At 60.7% G+C, this 21357-nt stretch carries 9 protein-coding genes and 1 pseudogene; 3 read left to right on the top strand and 7 right to left on the bottom strand.

The window, feature by feature from the left end; genetic code table 11:
• Window positions 1–1299: an MFS transporter gene (locus AC3WWR_RS05730; protein ID WP_033042808.1), complete on the bottom strand. Its 1299-nt coding sequence runs from the start codon at window positions 1297–1299 to the stop codon at window positions 1–3.
• Window positions 1300–1399: 100 nt separating this feature from the next.
• Window positions 1400–2149: an SDR family NAD(P)-dependent oxidoreductase gene (locus AC3WWR_RS05725; protein WP_033042819.1), complete on the bottom strand. Its 750-nt coding sequence runs from the start codon at window positions 2147–2149 to the stop codon at window positions 1400–1402.
• A 198-nt stretch (window positions 2150–2347) separates the two neighbouring features.
• On the opposite strand from AC3WWR_RS05725, the gene AC3WWR_RS05720 reads away from it, so the two are divergent.
• Together AC3WWR_RS05720 and AC3WWR_RS05715 are read left to right on the top strand one after the other, a co-directional pair.
• On the top strand, window positions 2348–3262 hold the full coding sequence (locus AC3WWR_RS05720) for a LysR substrate-binding domain-containing protein (protein ID WP_033042806.1): 915 nt from the start codon (window positions 2348–2350) through the stop codon (window positions 3260–3262).
• A gap of 136 nt (window positions 3263–3398) precedes the next feature.
• Window positions 3399–4211, top strand: a complete 813-nt coding sequence (locus AC3WWR_RS05715; protein ID WP_033042805.1) for a hypothetical protein — start codon at window positions 3399–3401, stop codon at window positions 4209–4211.
• Window positions 4212–4274: 63 nt separating this feature from the next.
• Here the strand turns inward: AC3WWR_RS05715 and AC3WWR_RS05710 are convergent.
• The 5 genes and pseudogenes from AC3WWR_RS05710 to AC3WWR_RS05690 form a co-directional block, all read right to left on the bottom strand.
• Window positions 4275–4559 (bottom strand): annotated as a pseudogene (locus tag AC3WWR_RS05710) (arylsulfatase); the annotation flags it as partial.
• A gap of 77 nt (window positions 4560–4636) precedes the next feature.
• Complete coding sequence (locus AC3WWR_RS05705; protein WP_033042803.1) at window positions 4637–5086, bottom strand: hypothetical protein; 450 nt, start codon at window positions 5084–5086, stop codon at window positions 4637–4639.
• 195 nt (window positions 5087–5281) lie between these two features.
• On the bottom strand, window positions 5282–6610 hold the full coding sequence (locus tag AC3WWR_RS05700) for a TolC family outer membrane protein (protein WP_033042802.1): 1329 nt from the start codon (window positions 6608–6610) through the stop codon (window positions 5282–5284).
• Window position 6611: 1 nt separating this feature from the next.
• Complete coding sequence (locus tag AC3WWR_RS05695) at window positions 6612–7952, bottom strand: HlyD family type I secretion periplasmic adaptor subunit (protein ID WP_033042801.1); 1341 nt, start codon at window positions 7950–7952, stop codon at window positions 6612–6614.
• Between the two features lie 6 nt (window positions 7953–7958).
• Window positions 7959–9695, bottom strand: a complete 1737-nt coding sequence (locus AC3WWR_RS05690) for a type I secretion system permease/ATPase (protein WP_033042800.1) — start codon at window positions 9693–9695, stop codon at window positions 7959–7961.
• Between the two features lie 681 nt (window positions 9696–10376).
• Here AC3WWR_RS05690 and AC3WWR_RS05685 point away from each other — a divergent pair.
• Window positions 10377–21272, top strand: coding sequence for a peroxidase family protein (locus tag AC3WWR_RS05685; RefSeq protein ID WP_492598554.1), 10896 nt, complete (start codon window positions 10377–10379; stop codon window positions 21270–21272).
• Window positions 21273–21357: the final 85 nt, after the last annotated feature.

Genomic DNA, 21357 nt, shown 5'->3' with positions numbered 1-21357 from the left:
TCAACGATTGACCGAGGCGGCGGGGATGCGCAGCACCAATGTGGCCCCGAACAGCAGTACGCCAGTGATCAGGTACATGCCGATGGCGCTGGAGCCGGTCTGAGTGGTGACCCAGCCAATCAGGTAAGGCGAACAGAAGCCGGCGAGGTTGGCGAAGCTGTTGACCGCGGCGATGCCCGCGGCGGCGGACACGCCTCCGAGCAACGTGGTGGGTAGCATCCAGAACATCGACGTCGCGGACAGGATTCCGGAAGCGGCCAGGCACAGACTGAGAATCGAGAGCAGTACATTTCCACCCATCAGTGCGGCCAGGCTCAACCCGATGGCACCGGCGATCATCGGTACGATGAGGTGCCAGCGACGTTCACGATGTTTGTCACCACTGCGTCCGGCATACAGCATGGCCGCAATTGCGCAGAGGTAGGGCAGGCTGCTCAGGAAGCCGATATGCAATGGATTGGAAACCCCCGCATTACGCACCAGGGTCGGCAGCCAGAAGGTGATGGCGTACTGGCCCATGACCACGCAGAAGTAAATCCCGGCCAGCAACCACAGGCGACGGTCGCGGATGAACTCACCCACCGAGGCATGGGTGACTTTCTGCTGGTCGTCCTCGGCCAGTTCGCGGCTGATCAGTGCTTTCTCGTCATCATCCAGCCAGCTGGCCTGATGCACGCCGTCCTTGAGGTAGCTCAGTACCAGCAGGCCAATAAGGACGGTCGGCACGGCTTCCAGGACAAACATCCACTGCCAGCCGGCCCAGCCATGCATCCCGGCGAAGTGGTTCATGATCCAGCCGGAGAGCGGGCCACCGACCATCCCTGACAGCGGAATGGCGATGAACCACAACACGGTCATGCGCGCACGTCGGTAGGAGGGAAACCAGTAGGTCAGATAGAGCAACAAGCCCGGCGCCAGGCCGGCTTCGGCGATGCCCAGCAGGAAGCGCAGGGCATAGAATTGCCAGGCGGTTTCAACGAAGGCGAACAACGCAGAAACGATGCCCCAGGTGATCATGATGCGCGCGATCCAGACCCGCGCCCCGACCTTGTGCAGGATGATGTTGCTGGGCACTTCACAGAGGAAGTAACCGATGAAGAACATGCCGGCGCCCAGTCCGTAGACCGCTTCGCTGAGCGCCAGGTCGTTCATCATCTGCAGCTTGGCAAAGCCGACGTTGACGCGATCAAGGTAGGCGCACAGGTAGCACAGCATCAGGAAAGGCATCAGGCGCCAGGCCGTTTTACGGTAAGCGTTGGAACGCACGGTCGAAACCGCTTCGAGCGACAGGGTCGTCATGATGGTCTGATCTCTTGTTTTTATTGACCGCCAGGCCATCAGGCCAGGCTGCGTCATCGATCCAGAACCGCACGGGCCGCGCAGGCCCGCCCAGGTGAACTCAGTGAATCAGCATGCCGCCGTTCACATCCAACGTGATGCCGGTCAGGTAGGATGATAGGTCGCTGGCCAGGAACAGGGCGGCGTTGGCGACATCCTGAGCGGCACCGAGTCGGCCCAAGGGAATGCCGTCGATGATCGCGTGGCGGCGATCGTCCTGCATCAGGCCGCCGGTGATGTCGGTGTGAATCAAGCCAGGGGCGATGGAGTTGACGCGAATGTTGTCCGGCCCCAGTTCCCGTGCCATGGCTTTGCCCAGGCCCAGGACACCGGCCTTGGCCGCACTGTAATGGGGGCCACCGAAGATGCCACCTCCACGCTGGGCCGAAACCGACGACATGCACACAATACTGCCGCAGGTCTGTTGGCGCATGACCGGAATAACGGCTTGCGACATGAGCAGGGTGCCGCGCAGGCTGACGTCCAGCACCTTGTCGTAATCGCTAGGACGGATATCGAGCGTCTTGAGCGGTTGGGTGATGCCGGCGTTGTTGACGAGGATGTCGATGCGCCCGAAGTGCTCGATGATTTTCGCGACAGCCTGCTGCACCTGGGATTCGTCAGCGACGTTGGCAGCCAGACCGAGATGACCTTCGCCCAGTGAGGCAGCGGCATCGCGAGCGGCGGATTCGTCCAGATCGAGAATCACCACGCGTGCGCCCTGTTGCGCAAAAGTGGTCGCCGTAGCACGGCCGATGCCGCGTGCGGAAGCTGCACCGGTGATGATCGCGACTTTGCCTTGAAGAAGCATGGAAGAGTACCTCTGATTGTTTTTGTTGGGTCGGTCCACGAAGAACCGATGACTCAGCTTGTTCTCCAGAAAGGCGCTGAGCAATAACGCAAACTTCACTGGGTGCTGAAAAAAATTCAGCACTCGCCAACGATATCTTCCAATGTTTGAATAGCTGCACGCCCGGCCCAAGCCACTTGCAGCGGAATAACAATAATCATGAGTTCACCTGGCGATGTACCTCCTATCCTGCCACCCCTGAAAGCCATTCAGGCCTTCGAACAGACGGCCCGCTTCGGCAACGTCGCCCGCGCCGCCGAACTGCTTGACCTGACCCCCTCGGCCGTCAGTCATCAGTTGGCCAAGCTGGAAGCGATGATCGGGCGGCAGCTGTTCCTCCGAACGGCCAGGGGGGTGACATTGACGCCTGTGGGTGAGCAATACCTCACTGAGGTTTCCGGCATTCTGCACAGCCTGGCGGTGGCCACCGAACGCGCCTCCAGCGATGTCAGCCTTGACTGCCTGCGCTTGCACTCATCCCCCAGTTTCGGCCTGTTGTGGTTGATGCCGCGCCTCGAGCAATTTCGCCAGAGCCATCCCGACATACAGCTCAACCTTTCGTGCTCATACGAATCACTGCATTTCAGTCGCGACAAGATCGACCTGGATATCCGCCACGGCATGCCCAACTGGCCAAGTTTTGAAGTGCGTACGGTGCGCAATGAAAAAATCGCGGTGATGGCGTCGCCCAAACTCCTGGAAAAACGCCCCGTCCGGGCGGTGGCGGATTTGCTGGACTGCAATCTGATCCTGTCGGAGGCGACGCTGATCAAGTGGCCGCAACTGTTCGCCCAACATGGCCTGGCACGCCCCGAAAAACCCTATACGCTCAGCTTTGACCGTTCCTACATGACACTGGAGGCAGCCAGCCACGGGCTTGGTTTTGCCCTGGAAAGCACGCTGTTGGCTCAGGACTATCTGGCGCGTGGAACCTTGGTCGAGGTAGCGCCGCAATTGAGCGCACCCATTACCGCGCACCACCTGGTTTTTCCCAGAGCCCATGCAAACTTCCCTCGGGTGAGAAAATTCCTGGAGTGGATGCAGAAAGAGTTGGGGCATGACTTCAGTTACTGATTTCGATGTCATGACACGTCAGTCACTCGTCAGCGTGGCCACTTGAAACTGAACTAAGCTATTCGGGGCCGTTGCGTATCGAGGCGGTCCAACCGCTGGGGTAGTGCACATTCTCGCTATCGAGAAGGAGCTACTGATGAGCAAAGTCTTTCACCTAATTCCCGTGGCGCTGGCGATTCTTTGGCCCGACATCGGTCGAACTGCCGACAGCCAGGCGGAGCTGGCCAAGCAATCATTGAATCCGGTGGCCGCGCTCTACAGCGTGCCCATCCAGTACAACTGGAACCAGAAACTCGGGCCCACTGGCGAGGGCTACCAAAGCGTCACCAACATCCAGCCGGTGCTGCCTTTTACCCTCAATGACGAGTGGAACCTTATTTCCCGAACCATCCTGCCAGTCGTCGATCAACACGGTTTGGTGCCGGGAGGGCAGGCGGACAAGTCCGGGGTCGGCGATGTGACCCAGAGTTTCTTTTTTTCACCCAAGCATCCGACCGCGAGCGGCTGGATCTGGGGGGCCGGACCGGTAATCCTGGTGCCAACCGGCAGCGATGAGCTATTGAGCGGTGAACAGTGGGGGGCCGGCCCCACCGTGGTCGTCCTTAAACAAAACGACGGCTGGACCCGCGGTATCCTGGCCAATCACATCTGGTCGCTGGACAACAGCCCGCCTGACGATAAAGAAAAAATCAACCAGACCTTTCTGCAGCCGTTCTTCAGCTACACCACCCATACCTATACGACCTTCGGCGTTAACACCGAATCAACCTATGACTGGCAGACCCGCGAATGGTCGGTGCCGATCAACCTCTTCGTCACCCAGCTGTTCAAAGTGGGTCATCAGCCCATGAGCTTGCAAGTGGGCCCGCGGTATTGGGCAGACAGCCCGAAAGATGGCGCACAAGGCTGGGGATTTCGGGTGGCGTATACGCTGTTGTTTCCCAAGTGATGCCAGCCCCACCGATGCATCCTCAGGCATCCATGGCGGGCTTGCAAACGCCAAGACGGTGCAGTTACCCGCTGGCTGCGGCAGGTTGATGCCTTCTTTTTTCAGGACGTCACGCACGTACTGGAATTTCGGGTATTGCGACAGTTCGATCGGCCCGTCATAACCCATGCTTTGCAGTTTGCGCGGTGGGTAATCCGCGCAGGTTTTCATCAGCTTGATGATTGCGTCCGTGATCGGCACCCTCGTCCAGATACGCTCGGTAAAGTTGTTCATGAACAGGTCATAGCGTTCCTGCGGGTCTTGCCACGAGTCAAAGACCTGCGGCACGGTGACCACATTTTTGTGCGCAAGATAAACACCCACGTGGACACGCTGGAAAAATCGCCACATCCGACGTGAGCCGGCTGAAAATGACTACGGGTGGTTCATCGAGTCGCGTGCGCAATATCGCCGCAGAAAATATCGGCGCTGCCATCTTCGGGTGATGTACGCACGACAACCGAGTACTTGCCGGAGAGCAGGTCTGGCAGTGTTATCGGCGCGCTCCTGTAGAAGGTCCATCCACCGGTGCCAGCGTTGGGTTCAGTGTTGACCTTATCGTTCATGGCGAACGCGGCTGGCCCGGGTTGCTGGCAACTGCCCTTGTTGATGAAGGTGTAGAGGCGCGGCGGCAAGATGGTTCCGTTTGGAACGCCGGTTATGTAGAAATCAAAGTTGGTTTGATTGCCTTCGCCAGTCAATGTGGTCGTGGCCGTATGACCAGGGTTGCGGTGGGTCGCTGCCAAGGGCAAATTCATTGACGGGTTTGATGAACTGGAACAGCCCAAGAGCGTTGCGGTGATCAACAGTGCGGACAGGGGGAGAGAGGGTTTCATTGCCAACCTCCAATAATGGAAGAAGTGCGGTGGTGGGACTATTGGGTATAGCTCAATAACGTCGCATTGCATTCAGGAGCAACTTTTTCTTATGGGTCCTTGAATCCCATCCACGGATTTCCCGATAAGCGCCCGCGGGATGTTGCTCATCAACGGATTGCCGTCGATATCACTCCATCAGCTCGCAGGGGAAAGTCAGTTGGTGACTAACAGTTCCGGGCCCAGGTAGTTGTTGATGTGGTCGATATCGTCGTCGCCCAGGCTACCCACCGAAGAGGCCAGGCGCAGGCGCGACATCAAGTAGCGCAGTTTTGCTTCGAACAGATCGTGGCGCGCAACGAAGAGCAGCTCTTCGGCATTGAGCACGTCCGAGTTGGTGCTGGTGCCTCCTTCCTTGAAGCCCTTGCGCGTCGAAGCCAGTGAGCGTTCGTTTGACGCCACTGCCTTCTCCAGTGCGTGGATACGCTGAGCGCCGCTCTGTACGCCTTGATACTCGCGGGTGGTACCGGTGATGACTTCCTGGCGCGTGGCGTCGAGCTCGTCCATGGCCTTGTAGCTATTGGCACTGGCCTGGCGTGCCAGAGCGCTGGTGCCGCCACCGCTGTACAACGGGAAGTTGACTTCCAGCCCGATTGAACTGTAGCGGTTGCGTTGATTCAACTCTGAGATTGATTGGCTATCGCCTGCGGTATAGCCGGCGACGAAATCCAGTGTGGGCCAGTGGCCGGCCTTGGCGCGCTTCACTTCTTCTTCGGCAAGGGCGCTGCTATGACGGCGCGCATGGATCAGCGGGCTATCGGCCTGGGCTTTGACCAGCCAGTCCTGCAGATTGCTCGGTAGCAGCGGCGGTGTAGCGAAATTCGGCTGCAGGGTGGTCAGCGATTCGGGGGGTTCACCTATATATTCTTCCAGCTTGCGGCGCGCATTGACCAGGTTGTCCTGCGCTTCAATCAGTTCAGCCTCGGCGAGATCGCGGCGAGCGACCGACTCGTCGATGTCGGTGATGGTGCCGGCACCCAGTTCCATGCGGCGTTTCGCCGAGGCGAGTTGCTCTTCGAACGCGTTCAGCTTGGATTTGGCCAGGAGGATGGTTTCGCTTGCCAGGAGCACGTCGAAATAGCTCTCGGCCAAGCGCACTGCGGCGTCCTGACTCTTGGCATCGAACACCGCGACGCTGTAGTCGGCACGCTGCTTGCCCTGGCGGTACTCGGCCATCTTCTGTTTGTTGAACAGCGGTTGGCGCAGGCGCACGTTGGCGCCCTTGGAGTCGTAGTCCAGATCCCTGTCGAGGCCGTTCTGGCGTTGGGTGCCATTGACCTTGTTGTCGTAGGCCGAGGCATTGACCTGCGGCAGCAGGCCGGCCTTGCCGATGGCGCGGTTTTCCTCGCCGGCGGCTTTTTCATGCACGGCGGCGCGGTAGATGGGGCCTTGGTACTGCAACAGATCCCAGGCTTGTTTGAGGTCCATGGCGCTGGCCGGCAGGGACAGCCCCAGCAGGCAGAAGACTATGCAATGACGGTCCATTTCATTGTTCCTTAAAGGAGCTGTCCACGCGTTCGAGCATCGGTTTGAGCAGATAGCTCATCAAGTTGCGCTCACCGGTCTTGATGGTGACGCTGGCGGGCATGCCGGGGCGAATGTGATTGCTGCCAAGCAGCCTCATGCCATCGGGAGTGACTTCCACCTGGGCCAGATAGAACGGTTGCTTGCTTTCCTCGTCGAGCAGGCGGTCGGCGGAGATGGTCTTCACGCGGCCGGGAATGTTTGGCGTCTGGGCATGGTTGAAGGCCGGGAAGGCAATATCCACGGGCAGGCCGGGGACCATCTTGTCGATGGCCTGCACGGGAATCATTGCGTCGACCTGCAGCGGCTCGTTGACCGGAACGATTTCCATGATCTTGAAGCCGGGCTGAATGACTCCCCCGACGGTGGCAATGCTCAGGGACTGGACCATGCCGTCGATGGGCGACCGTATCACCGTGTGGGTCACTTCATAGTCCAGCGCGCGCAAGCGGTCGGCCAGGGTGGTATTTTCCTTGGCGGTTTCAGTCAGCTGTGATTCGACTTCCTTCAGGTAATCGTGCTGGCGCTGCAGGATGCGCAACTTGATTTCGGTAGCCTGGCTACGCACGCGAGCGATGTTGTTGAGGTTCTCGGCCTGGCCGGCCGAAAGGTCGGCGTTGCTGCGTTCCAGCTCAAGCAAGCGGTTGCGCGGCACATAGCCTTCGGCCGCCAGAACTCGGGTGCCTTGCAGTTCCTGGTTGAGGAAGTTGATTTGCGAGGTGCGGGCGCCATAGACCTGCTGCAGGCCCTTGAGCTGCACCTGCGACGCCGCCAGGTTTTCCTCCAGGATGCTGATTTCACCCGCCAGGCCGGCACGCCGGGTGTCCAGTAGACGCTGTTGCAGGTCCATGGCGGCTACCAGGCGGTGGTCATTGCCGAAGCGCTTGAGCAGTTCGGGATCGAAGATCACCACATTGCGCGCGTCACGTTCCGCTTCCAGCCGGTTTTCCACCGTCTTGCTGACGATGTACTGGGCGCCAACCGCACCCTGTTCGGCAGCGGCACGTAACGAGTCGAGGCGCACCAGCTCCTGGCCCTTGGTCACCACATCGCCTTCGCGAACGAGAATGGCCTCCACAGTGCCGCCACTCAAATGCTGCACGGCTTTGCGGTTGCTGGTGACTTTGACCGTGCCAGTCGCCACCACGCCGGCATCCAGCGGCGCCAGCCAGGACCACAGGAGGAAGCCGCCGAAGCCGGCAAGCACCAGCCACACGCCCCAGCGCGCGGGCTTACCGACGTCCAGGTCTACCACGCTCCTGGGATCGGCTTGAATCATCTCGGTGTGTTGGCTCATCTGCATGATCGGTCACTCCCGTGCTTTGACGGAGGCCAGCGGGGTCGGCGCGCCTGCAGGCATCACACTGGCCTTGCGCAGCGCTGCGAATACTTCGTCACGCGTGCCGAGCATCTGCACGCCGCCGTCACGCAGCATCAGTACCTTGTCGACGGCGCACAGTACGTTGGGACGGTGGGAGATCAGAATGACGGTGGCACCGCGGGCCTTGAGTTCGGCCAGGGCATCGACCAGGGCCTTTTCGCCGACGTCGTCGAGGTTGGCGTTAGGCTCATCCAGCACGATCAGGTTGGGCTCGCCATACAGTGCGCGGGCCAACGCGATGCGTTGCTTCTGGCCACCCGACAGCGGGCTGCCATCGGTGCCCAGTCGAGTGTCATAACCCTGGGCAAAGCGCAGGATCATCTCGTGCACGCCAGTGCTCCTGGCAGCGCGAATGACCGCGTCGCTGTCCACTTCGCCAAAGCGCGCAATATTGTCGGCGATGGTGCCTTCGAACAGCTCTACGTCCTGTGGCAGGTAGCCGAGCCAGGGGCCAAGTTCCCCCTTGTTCCAACTGAATATGTCCGCGCCATCCAGGCGTACTTTGCCGGCCTGCGCCGGCCAGACGCCAACCAGCAGGCGGGCGAGGGTGGATTTGCCCGAGGCGGATGGGCCGATCACGCCAAGGCTTTCGCCGTGGGCAAGGCTGAAACTCACTCCGCGCAGGATTGTGTTGTTGGTGGCGGGGGCACCGGCATACACATTCTCCACCGCCAGCATGCCCAGCGGACGCTGTAATGGCATGCTCGGTGGTCGGCGCGGATAGTCGTGCAGCATCTCGTTGAGCCGGTCCCAGGCCGAACGGCAACCGAGCAGTTGCTTCCATGACCCGATAACCTGTTCCACCGGGCCCAGTGCGCGGCCGGTGAGGATCGAACAGGCAATCATCATCCCCGGGGTGATCTTGCCTTCGATCGCCAGCAGCGCGCCGGCGCCGAGGATCAGCGACTGCAACGTGATACGCACGAAGCGCCCGGTGCTGCTGATGAGGGCGGCGCGGTCGGAGGCCAGGGTCTGCATTTCCAGTATGCGCAAATGGCTTTGGTACCAGCGTTTGCTGATCGACGGCAGCATGCCCATGGCCTCGATGACTTCGGCATTGCGCAGGTTATTGTTGGCGTAAGTGGCGGAGGAGAGGGCGGCCTGGTTGGCTTCGGCCAGTGGCTTTTGCGTCGCCTTCTCGGTGAGATAAGCCAGGCCCACCAAAATCAGCGAGCCGATCAGTGTGATCAGTCCGAGCAGCGGGTGGATCAGATAGGCGACCAGCAGGTAGATCGGCGTCCATGGCGCATCGAAGAAAGCGAACAGGCCATTGCCGGTGAGAAACTGGCGAACTTGCGAGAGATCCTGCAGGGCCTGGGCCGGATTGCCGCCAGCGCGGCTCAGGTTACGCTCGAAAGCAGCGGTGAAGATGCGCCGGTTGAGGTCCATGTCGAGGCAGTTGCCGACCCGGATCAGTACACGGGTGCGGACCATTTCCAGTGTGGACATCAGCAGGAACAGCCCTATCACCAGCAAGGTCAACATCGTCAATGTTGTGACATTGCGACTGACCAGGGCCCGATCGTAGACCTGCAGCATGTACACCGCTGGCGTCAACATCATGACGTTGATAACGCCACTGAACGCTGCCAGCGAGTAAAAACTGCGGCGCAGGCGAAATATCGCGTCGGACAGTTCTGAGCGAGCGCTCGACTGCTTGTGCATTTGCGTCCTCCCCACCGAAAAGCCAGGTTGACCATGCGGCGCACCCGCTACCGGTAAATGTGATTGACTATCAGATAGATGTAGATCTCCAGGTAACTCGTCGGCTTGAGCAGTCGTTCTTTCGAAATTCACATGCAGCAGCGTAGGTGGCGTTTGTTTCTCTAGCGATACAGTTTTAAATAACATTTCGCTCTAATATTGCTTAGGATTTTCTATATATCCTTTAATAACAGTAGGTTGGCAGATCCAATGCCGGTCGTCTGTTTTTGCGGCGTAATATTGACAGTTTTTTGCTATGGAACTTTAGTCATGTTCAAAGATCGCCCCCCGGAAGCCAGCCAGAATTTTGGCATTGCAAGGCGGTGATTTTCCCGAGGGAGCAAACATGTCGATCCATTTGATCTTTTGCGCAGTGACGCAGTTGTTCAGGAAGTTCACTTCGACTTCCCAGTTTCATGGCCCACCCACAGCTCGGGATCGCTCTGCCTGATCGCTCAGCGACCCATCCATTTCGCGAATTCCAGGCGCGCATTTCACGGGCGCCGGGGGACGGCTTTGCCTAACCCACGCCTGCTCTCGCCCTACAACTGAACCAACGAACTTCGCAAGCCAGCACTGACTGGGCGTGGGAGGATTGTTTCGTCCCGTGCCTTTCCCCCAGAGAGATCGAGGACAATAAAAATGGCCAATTTCAACAAGTCGGACCTGGAATTCATACTCAAGCAAATCTTCATCGCGGAGGCGCACGCCGACGGCGCCAGCCTCAGTGATTTGCTGCCCAACAGCCAAGTGCCATTCGGCCTGCGCACCGTCGATGGCAGCTACAACAACCTGGTCGCCGGGCAAAGCGAGTTTGGCGCTGCGGACAATTCCTTCCTGCGCCTGCTTGATGCCCAGTATCGTGCGGCCTATGCCGCGTCAGGGAATGTGGTCGACCCGCAGCCACGGATAATCAGTAACCTGATCGTCGACCAGACCGCCAACAACCCGGCCGCGGTGGCGGCGAATGGCGGCGCCGACCCGGTGATCAGCCCCGGTCTGGATGGGGTGTTCGGCACGGCCGACGACAAGGAAGTGTTTTTCATTCCCAACGTGTCACCTGATGCTGGCCTTACCGCCGGCTTCAACTCGTGGATGACCTTCTTTGGCCAGTTCTTCGACCACGGCCTCGACCTGGTCACCAAGAGCAGTACCGACTTCGTGTTTGTTCCGCTGCAGCCGGACGATCCGTTGTTCGTACCGGGCAGCCCCACCAACTTCATGGTGCTGTCACGTGCAGTGCATTCCGCTGGCGCGGACGGAATCGTCGGCACTGCCGATGATGGCCAGACCAACACCACCTCGCCGTTCGTGGACCAGAGCCAAACCTACAGCTCGCACCCCTCGCATCAGGTGTTCCTGCGTGAGTACGCCCTCAACGCGGCAGGCAACCCTATTGCAACGGGCCGCTTGATTACCAACCGTGATCTCGGCGCCGATGGCAAGTTCGGCACGGCCGATGATGGCAATGGCGAAAATGGCGGCATGGCGACCTGGGCAGTGGTCAAGGCCCAGGCCCGCGACATTCTCGGGATCAACCTGACCGATGCCGATGTGCACAGCGTGCCGCTGCTGGCAACCGATGCGTATGGCAACTTCATCCGCGGACCGAGCGGCATGCCGCAGGTGGTGATGCGCGTCAGTAACGGTGCCGACGGTATCGGCGGGACGGCTGATGACGTCACGCAACTGGTCGAAGGCAATCGGGATGCGCCGATCAGCCTGGCCAATGCCGTGAGCACCGGGCATGCCTTCCTCGACGACATCGCCCACAATGCCGCGCCGGTCGTTGTTGGCGGGGTGCTGCAGGCAGATGCCGACACCGCTATCGGCAATGCGCAGGACGTTGGCCCCGGCGGCAACAACCTGACCTATGACAACGAACTGCTCGACGCCCACTACATTGCCGGCGACGGCCGGGTGAACGAGAACATCGGCCTGACTGCTGTGCACCATGTGTTCCACGCCGAGCACAACCGCCTGGTCCAGCAATCCAAGGACACCATTCTTGCTGCCGGCGACCTGGCTTTCCTCAATGAGTGGCTGGCGGACGATGTGACCGCGATACCGACGACCCCAGCCGATATCGCAGCGTTGGTATGGGACGGCGAACGCCTGTTCCAGGCCGCCAAGTTCGGTACCGAGATGCAGTATCAGCACCTGGTGTTCGAGGAGTTCGCGCGGACCATTCAGCCGCAGGTCGACGAATTTCTTGCCCCCAACGGTTATGACACCTCGATCAACCCGGCCATCCTCGCCGAGTTCGCCCACGTGGTGTACCGCTTCGGTCACTCGATGCTGACCGAAACCGTCGATCGCTTCGACCCTGAGTTCAATCCGCTCCTCACTGACCCGAACAACCCGGACTCGCAAATGGGGCTGATCGCGGCCTTCCTCAATCCGCTGGCGTTCGCCGGCAGCGGAGCGACATCGGACGAAGCGGCAGGGGCGATCATTCGCGGTGCGACCCGCCAGCTGGGCAACGAGATCGACGAATTTGTCACCGAAGCGTTGCGCAACAACCTGCTCGGCCTGCCGCTCGATTTGCCGGCCCTTAACCTGGCGCGCGGTCGCGACACTGGCATTCCCACGTTGAATGAAGCGCGCCGTGAGATGTACGCAGCCACCGGCGACAGCCAACTCACGCCGTACATCAGTTGGTCTGACTTTGCGGACCACCTCAAGCACCCCGAATCCCTGGTCAACTTCATCGCCGCTTTCGGCACCCACAGCGCATTGATCGCGGCCGATGTGGATACGCTGGTCGAAATGCGTGCGGTCGCCGCGGCCCTGGTGTTTGGTGGCAGCGCGGTGATCAACGCCGGTACTGCCGAAGAGCGTACCTTTACCGCCAATCTGGCCGATCGCCTGGCATTCCTTAACAGTACGGGCATCTACGCCATGGTCAATGGCGTCACCACCACCGGTGTGGACGACATCGACTTCTGGGTCGGTGGCCTCGCCGAGCAGAAGATGCCGTTCGGCGGCATGCTCGGCTCGACGTTCAACTTCGTCTTTGAAACCCAGATGGAGGCGTTGCAGAACGGCGACCGCTTCTACTACCTGTCGCGCGTCGCAGGCCTGAACTTCGGCACTGAGCTTGAGAACAACTCCTTTGCCAAACTGATCATGCTCAACAGCGATGTTACCCACCTGTCGAACACCGTGTTCCTGACGCCGACGTTCACCCTCGAAGTCAATCAGGCCAATCAGTTCACCAACCTGGGCGTGGACGGCAAAGCCGATCCGACTGGCGGCATCATGATCAACGGTGTGGAAATCGTGCCGCTGGTGATCCGCGACAATCCCGACACCGAAGGGCTGGACAGTAACTATCTGCAGTACACCGGTGAAGACCATGTCGTCCTGGGTGGCGCCGCCGGCAATGACATCATCATCTCCGGCGAAGGCGATGACACCCTTTACGGCGACGGCGGCAACGATCGCCTCGAAGGCGGTGCCGGCAATGACGCGGTACTCGGCGGCGCGGGCGATGACATCATCACCGATTCGTTCGGCGACAACCGCCTGGAAGGCAACGCCGGTAACGATGTGATCATCGCCGGTAGCATGCTGGCTGGAGGCAACCTGATCCTGGGGGGCGATGGCCAGGACTTCATCGTCACCACCGAAGACATCACCACCACCTTCGGTGGCCAGGGTGACGATTTCATCCTTGGCGCCAAGACCAATCTGCCACCTACCGGCAACGAAGGTGACGACTGGATCGAGAAGGGCACCCAGGACGGTGCACCTGGCGATAATTTCGCGCCGTTGCTCACTGACGATACGATCGGCAACGACATCTTTGTCGGTGGCGGTGGCTTCGACGAAATGATCGGCGAGGGTGGCGATGACATCTTTGTCGGCAGCGATGCCCAGGACAAGATGGACGGCATGTCCGGTTTCGACTGGGTGACCTACAAGAATGACAGGGTCGGCGTGACCGTTGACCTGTCCTTGGCCGCGCTGGCGCAGCCACACGGTAACGCGCCAAATCAAAACGCCGGGGTGTTCAATCCGGTCGGAGCCTCGCCGGCCTCGATTCTCGACCGTTTTGCCGAAGTCGAAGGCTTGTCCGGTTCGAAATTTGCCGACGTGCTCAAAGGCGATGATGTGGATGCGGACACCATCATCAACCACGGTGGAACCACGGGCAGTGCGCTGACCAATGTGGCGTTGATTCGCGGCCTGGAGCAGTTTCTGGCCGATGCCGGCTTGCCAACCACCGGTTTTGCCACGGGCAACATCATCCTCGGTGGCAATGGCAGTGACCTGATCGAAGGCCGCGGAGGCGATGATCTGATCGATGGCGACAAATGGATCAACGTGAGAATTGCGGTGTATGGCGCCGACGACGTCAACCATACCGGGCCCGAGATCGCCAGCTTCGACAGCATGGTCGATATGATCCCGTTCATGCTCGACCGCACCTATAACCCGGGGCAGCTCAAGGCCGTGCGGGAAATCCTGCCCGGCACCTCGACGGGCGGGTCGGCCTTCGACACCGCCATATTTTCCGGGGTCCAGTCTGAATATGTGGTGACCCAGGACACCCGCGGCACGGCCAATCTGGCGGACGATGTCTGGACGGTGACAGACACCGTAGCCGGTCGCGACGGCACCGATACGCTGCTGCATATTGAACGCCTGCAGTTTGCCGATACCCAGCGAGTGCTGGTGCAAGGACTCAACGCTCAACCGGTTGGCAGACCGACCCTCAGCGATGGCAACGGCGGCGCGATAACGGTGGGCGACACGCTGAGTGTCAGCATGGCCGGGGTGCGCGATGCCAACAACGTCTCGGTGGGCAATCTCCAGGGGTTTATCAACAACGCCTCGGTGTCCTACTTCTGGCAGTTCGAGGCGGATCCGGGGAGCGGTGTGTTCGAGGACATCATCCTGTTGCCGGCCGGCGACCTGGCGTTCCAGAGTGCCGATGGCACCGCCTTCAAGGTTTCGCCTGACCTCGCCGGGTTGTCGTTGCGTGTCAAGGCGATCTACCAGGATGGTCATGGCACGACTGAAGTGGTGTTCTCGCAGCCAACTGCCGCGGTGGTTGCCGGGGCGCCGGTCGTGCCGACTGCACAGGTACCTGTCGTCGATGCCACGGCCGGTGGCGAAGGCCTTCACATGGTGCGCTCCGACCTCAATTTCATCCTTGATCAGATCAAGATTGCCGAGGCTGACGCGTCCGGGCAGGACATCCTCTCGCTGATCCCGAACATCCGCGCACCGTTGGGCCTGCGTGCGGTCGACGGGTCGAACAATAACCTGATGAACCTCAACGGCATCAACAACACCGAGTTTGGTGCCGCCGATAACACCTTTCCGCGCGTGAGCGATCCGGTCTTCAATCCGGCGCAATCGGGAACGTCTTATGCGCAGAACAGCGGCTTGGTGATTGACTCGCAGCCGCGCACCATCAGCAACCTGATCGTCGACCAGACATCGAACAACCCGGCGGCCTATGCCACGGCTTACGACCCGGGTGCCGACGGCGTGCTCAACTTCGGCGCGGATGGCAACGACGACGTACTCAAGGATGGCGTACGGATTGTCGCCAGCCCGGGCATGGACGGTCAGTTCGGTACTGGCGACGACCACGATGTGTACCTGTTCGAGAACACCGCGGCGGATGCGGGGTTGTCCGCGCCGTTCAATGCCTGGATGACCTTCTTCGGGCAATTCTTCGATCATGGGTTGGACCTGGTCACCAAGGGGGGCTCGGGCACCGTCTTCATCCCGCTGCAACCGGATGATCCGCTGTACGTGCCAGGCGGCAACACCAATTTCATGGTGATGACCCGCGCGACCAACCAGCCAGGGGCGGATGGCGTTCTCGGCACGGCCGACGACATCCATGAGCACACCAACACCACCACGCCGTTCGTGGACCAGAACCAGACCTACAGCTCGCATCCGTCGCACCAGGTGTTCCTGCGCGGGTATGTACTGACCGAAGACGGCCCCATCGCGACCGGCCGGCTGATCACTAACCGTGACCTGGGGGCGGATGGCAAGTACGGTACCGCTGACGACACCGAAATCGGTGGCATGGCGACCTGGAAAGTGGTCAAGGCGCAAGCCAACGATGTCCTGGGTATCCGCCTGACCGATGCCGACGTCGAGAACGGCCCGCTGTTGGCGACCGACGCCTATGGCAATTTCATCAAGGGGCCGAACGGCTTCCCGATGGTCGTGATGAAAGGGGCTGACGGGCTTGGCGGCACCGCTGATGACGTCCTCGTCGAAGGCAATCCGCTAGCCCCTATCAGCCTGGTCAATGCAGTGCGCACCGGTCACCAGTTCCTCGCCGACATTGCCCACAATGCAGCGCCGGTGTTCAGCGCTGGTGTGCTGGTTCCCGATGTCGATGACGACATTGGCAACGTGGTGCCATCCAATCCGCAGACCGGGGCCAATCTGGCTTACGACAACGAGTTGCTGGATGCGCACTACATCGCCGGCGACGGCCGGGTCAACGAGAACATCGGCCTGACCGCGGTGCATGCGATCTTCCACGCCGAGCACAATCGGCTGGTCGCGCAGACCAAGGACACCGTACTCGATTCGGCTGACGTGGCCTTCCTCAACGAGTGGTTGCTCACTCCGGTGGATGCGTTGCCAGCCACCCAGGCCGAGATCGATGCACTGGTGTGGAATGGCGAACGGCTGTTCCAGGCTGCCAAGTTCGGCACCGAGATGCAGTATCAGCACCTGGTGTTCGAGGAGTTTGCGCGCACCATCCAGCCCAGGGTCGACCTGTTCTTCGCGCCGACCCAGGTCTATGACGTCGACCTCGATGCCTCGATCGTCGCCGAGTTCGCCCACACCGTTTACCGGTTCGGCCACTCGATGCTGACCGAGACGGTCGATCGATACGACGTCGACTTCAACGTGATTGGCGATCCGAACAGCGCTGATCCCGATCAGCAACTGGGCTTGATCGCGGCGTTCCTCAATCCGTTGGCGTATGCCGCCAGCGGGGTGACGCCAGAGGATGCGACCAGTGCGATCGTGCGTGGGGTGACGCGCCAGGCCGGTAACGAAATCGATGAGTTCGTCACTGAGGCGCTGCGCAATAACTTGCTCGGCCTGCCGCTGGACCTGCCGGCGATCAACATCGCCCGTGGCCGCGACGTGGGGATTCCCTCGCTCAACGCGATTCGCCGCGACATCTACAGCCAGACCGGTGATACCCAACTCAAGCCGTACAGCAGTTGGGTCGACCTGGTGCAGCACCTCAAGCATCCGGAGTCGCTGATCAACTTCATCGCGGCCTATGGCACCCATGGCACCGTCCTGGCGGCGACCACGCTGGAAGGCAAACGCGCTGCAGCCTTGGCGCTGGTATTGGGGGGTGATGATGCGCCGTCCGACCGCCTGGACTTCCTCAACAGCAGCGGTACCTGGGCCAACGTGACGCGCGCCGGCAAGGATGGGGTGCAGGGGACCGCTGACGATCTGAAGGGGGTGACGATCACGGGCGTCGATGCGATCGACCTGTGGATCGGCGGCCTGGCCGAAGCGAAAACCCCGTTCGGCGGCATGCTCGGCTCGACCTTCAACTTCGTGTTCGAGAACCAGATGGAAAAACTCCAGGACGGCGACCGCTTCTACTACCTGGAACGTACCTCTGGCCTGTCGATGAACGCCGAACTGGAAAGCAACTCGTTCGCCAAGTTGATCATGGCCAACACCTCGGCGACGCACTTGCCGGGCCTGGTGTTCTCGGACCCCGGGTTCTATCTGGAAGTGGACAAGACCAAGCAGTACAACGATGGCCTGGGCAATGCCGATCCGCTTGGCGAAAACGGCGAGCAGGTGGTGTTCCGCGACAACCCGCTGACCGACGGGCCGGACACTCACTACATCAAGTACACCGGTGCAGAGCACATCGTGCTGGGCGGCACCAACAGCGCAGACATCCTCGTCTCGAGTGAAGGGGACGACACGGTCTGGGGTGACGGCGGCAACGACCGCATCGAAGGTGGTGACGGCAACGACCAACTGCGCGGTGGCGCCGGCGACGACATCATCACTGACGCCGGTGGCGACGATAACATCCAGGGTGGCGACGGCAACGACGTGTTGCACGGCGGCAACGGCGTCAACCTGATCATTGGCGGGTTCGGCAATGACTTCATCGTGACCGGCGAGGACGCTTCCGAAGCCATTGGTGGCCAAGGCAACGACTTCATCCTGGGCAGCAAAGCCAACGAACAGGACATGGGCAACGAAGGCGACGACTGGATCGAGAAGGGCACGTCGGACGGTGCACCTGGCGACAACTTCGACCCGGCTGGCAATGATCCGGTGATCGGTCACGATGTGTTCATCGGCGGTAACGAGAACGATAAGTTCAACGGTGAAGGCGGTGACGACATCATGGTCGGCAGTCTCGGCATGGGTGACCGCTATATCGGCGGCTCCGGCTATGACTGGGCGACCTTCAAGGGGCTCGCCCAAGGCGTGACCATCGACTACACCGAACGCTTCTTCGATGTTCCATCGATGCCGGGTTCGGGTGCTTCAGCGCTGGTGCGTTTCGACATCATGGAAGGTTTGTCGGGTTCCTCGCACGGTGACTTCCTGCGCGGTGATAACGAAGATGCCACATCGCTGCCCACTGCGGGTGCAACCGGCAGTGTGCTGACCAACATCAACCTGATCAACGGGCTGGCTGACTTGCTGGTAGACGGGGCGACGTACTTCGACGGCGGCAACATCATCCTCGGCGGCAGCGGCAGCGACCTGATCGAAGGTCGCGGTGGTGACGACATCATCGATGGTGACAAATGGCTGAACGTGCGCATCAGCGTACGGGCAAATGCCGATGGCACTGGAGCGGAAATCGCTACGTTCGACAGCATGGAACCCTTGGTGCCATTTATGCTGAACGGTACTTACAACCCGGGCCAGTTGGTCATCGTGCGGGAGATCCTGAGTGGCGATGACAGCTTCGACACCGCGTTTTTCTCCGGTAACCTGGGGGAATACGGAATCGAGATCGATGGCGACACGGTCATTGTGACGGACTCGGTAGCGGGGCGTGATGGTGTCGATCGCTTGACGGGTATCGAGCGTCTGCAGTTCGCTGACGGGGCGCAGTCGTCCGGCGTGGGCACCGCGCAAAACAGCGACCCGTCGGGTCATCTGGCAATCCTCGATGCTGGCACCGGCCTGCGTGACGAAACGCCGGTTGCCGGCCAGTTGCTGCGCGTCAGCGGTCAGGCGGTACGGGACGCGGACAGCCAGAGTGTGGCCAACCCGACCGGTGCGATTACCGGGGCGGTGGCTTACTACTGGCAGGTCGAGAACATCGCGGGTTCGGGCATCTATGAAGACATCACCGTTGTCGCCGCTGGCGAGGCATCGCGGGCGACCGGCAGCACCTACCGGGTGACGGACGATGTGGCGGGCCTGAACATCCGTGTCCGTGCGGTGTATCAGGATGCCAAGGGCACGCTGGAGATCGTCGATTCGTCCGGGAACAGTACGCCGACCGAAGGGCCGACCGTAACCGGGCTTGCAGTACAGAACCAGCTGTTGACCGCTGACCCGGCGAGCATCATCGACGCCGATGGCGTGAGCACGACGCAGTTCAGCTACCAGTGGCAGGCGAACGACGGGCTCGGCTTCGTCAACATCGCCGGTGCTACCGCCAGCACGTTCGCGCTTGGCCAGGCCCAGGTCGGCCAGGAAGTACGCGTGGTCATCGGTTACGTGGACAACTTCGGTGTGGCCGAAAGCGTTGCGTCGAACATCCTGGGGCCAGTAGACAACGTCAACGACGCACCGACCCAAGGGCCGACCGTCACCGGGCTTGCAGCGCAGAACCAGGTGTTGACCGCCAATCCGGCGAGCATCATCGACGTCGATGGCCTGAGCAATCCGCAGTTCACCTACCAATGGCAGGCGAACAGCGGGACCGGCTTCGTCAACATTGTCGGCGCAACCGCCAGTACGTTCGCGCTTGGCCAGGCTCAGGTCGGCCAGGCAGTGCGCGTGGTGATCGGTTATGTGGATGACTTCGGTGCGGCCGAAAGCGTTGCGTCCAACATCCTGGGGCCGGTGGCCAACGTCAACGATGCACCGACAGGCGCGTTGCTGATCAGCGATACGACTCCGGATCAAGGGCAGGTGCTGACCGCGCTGACGGGTGGGATTGCCGATCCGGACGGGCTGGGCACCTTCAGCTTCCAGTGGCAGCAAGGGGTCGGCACATCCTTCACTGACATCAACGGCGCGACTGCTGCGACCTTCACCCCTGGTGCGGCGCAGGCCAATCTGCAACTGCGGGTGATCGTGCGCTACACCGATGCCTTCGGCACGCTGGAGTCGGTGACTTCTGCGGCGACGGCGGCGGTGGTTGTGGCACAAGGCGTGGTACTGCAGGGCGATGCCTTGGCAAACATCCTCACCGGCACCGCGGCTAACGATGTGCTACTTGGCCTGGGCGGGAACGATACGCTCAATGGCCTCGCCGGTATCGACCAGTTGTTGGGCGGCACTGGCAACGACATCCTCAACGGCGGCGACGACAATGACGTCCTCAATGGCGAGGACGGCAACGACACCCTCAACGGCGGGCTCGGCGCGGATGCCATGAGCGGCGGCCTCGGCAACGACACCTTTGTGGTCGACAACGTCGGTGACCTTGTCACCGAGGCGCTGGGTGCTGGTACCGATCTGGTGCAAACCAGCCTGACCACCTACCTGCTTGGCGCCAACGTCGAGAACCTGACCTATACGGGAGCCGGAAACTTCACCGGTACCGGTAACGCGCTGGCCAACACCATCACCGGCGGGGTGGGCAACGACACCCTCAACGGCGGTGCAGGTGCCGACCGGTTGGTGGGGGGCGCCGGCAACGATAACTACGTTGTCGATACAGCCGCAGACGTCGTGGTGGAGGTCGCCGGTGGCGGTACGGACACTGTGCAGACGTCGCTGGCCAGCTACACGCTGGGCGCTGAGGTCGAGAATCTGACCTACACCGGAGTCGGCAACTTCGTCGGCAACGGTAACGGGTTGGATAACGTCATCAACGGCGGGGTGGGTAATGACACCCTCAATGGTAATGGCGGCAACGACATCCTCAACGGCGGTAACGGGGTGGATGTCTTGAACGGTGGAGCAGGCAACGACACGCTGTTCGGTGGTGACGCTAACGACACCTTGTTGGGAGGGATCGGTGATGACTTTATCGATGGCGGTACTGGCAATAACAGGGTCACAGGTGGTGCCGGCAACGACACCCTGGTTGCCAGCAGCGGCAACGATATCTTCGTGTTCGCAGCGGGCTTCGGGGCCGATCAGATCATCGGCTTCGATGCCGACGCGGCAGGAGGCCAGGATCGGCTCGATATTTCCTCGTTCGGCGTCAATGCTGTGACCTTTGTCGGCAACGTCATCATCACCGATGTCGGTGCGGATACCTTGATCAGCTCCGCAGGCGCTGAATCCATCCGCCTGGTCGGAGTGGCCGATGCGACAACCATAACGGCCGCAGACTTCATTCTCGCCACTTGAGGTCCTGATCAGTACGTTCGCAGACGCGTGTAAAGCGCAGGGGAGGGCATGGAAGCCCTCCCTTTTCTTTTGAAAAAACGGGTCG

It is taken from the genome of Pseudomonas sp. EB271-G4-1 (assembly GCF_058791355.1).
This window is presented reverse-complemented; position numbering and strand designations above follow the sequence as displayed.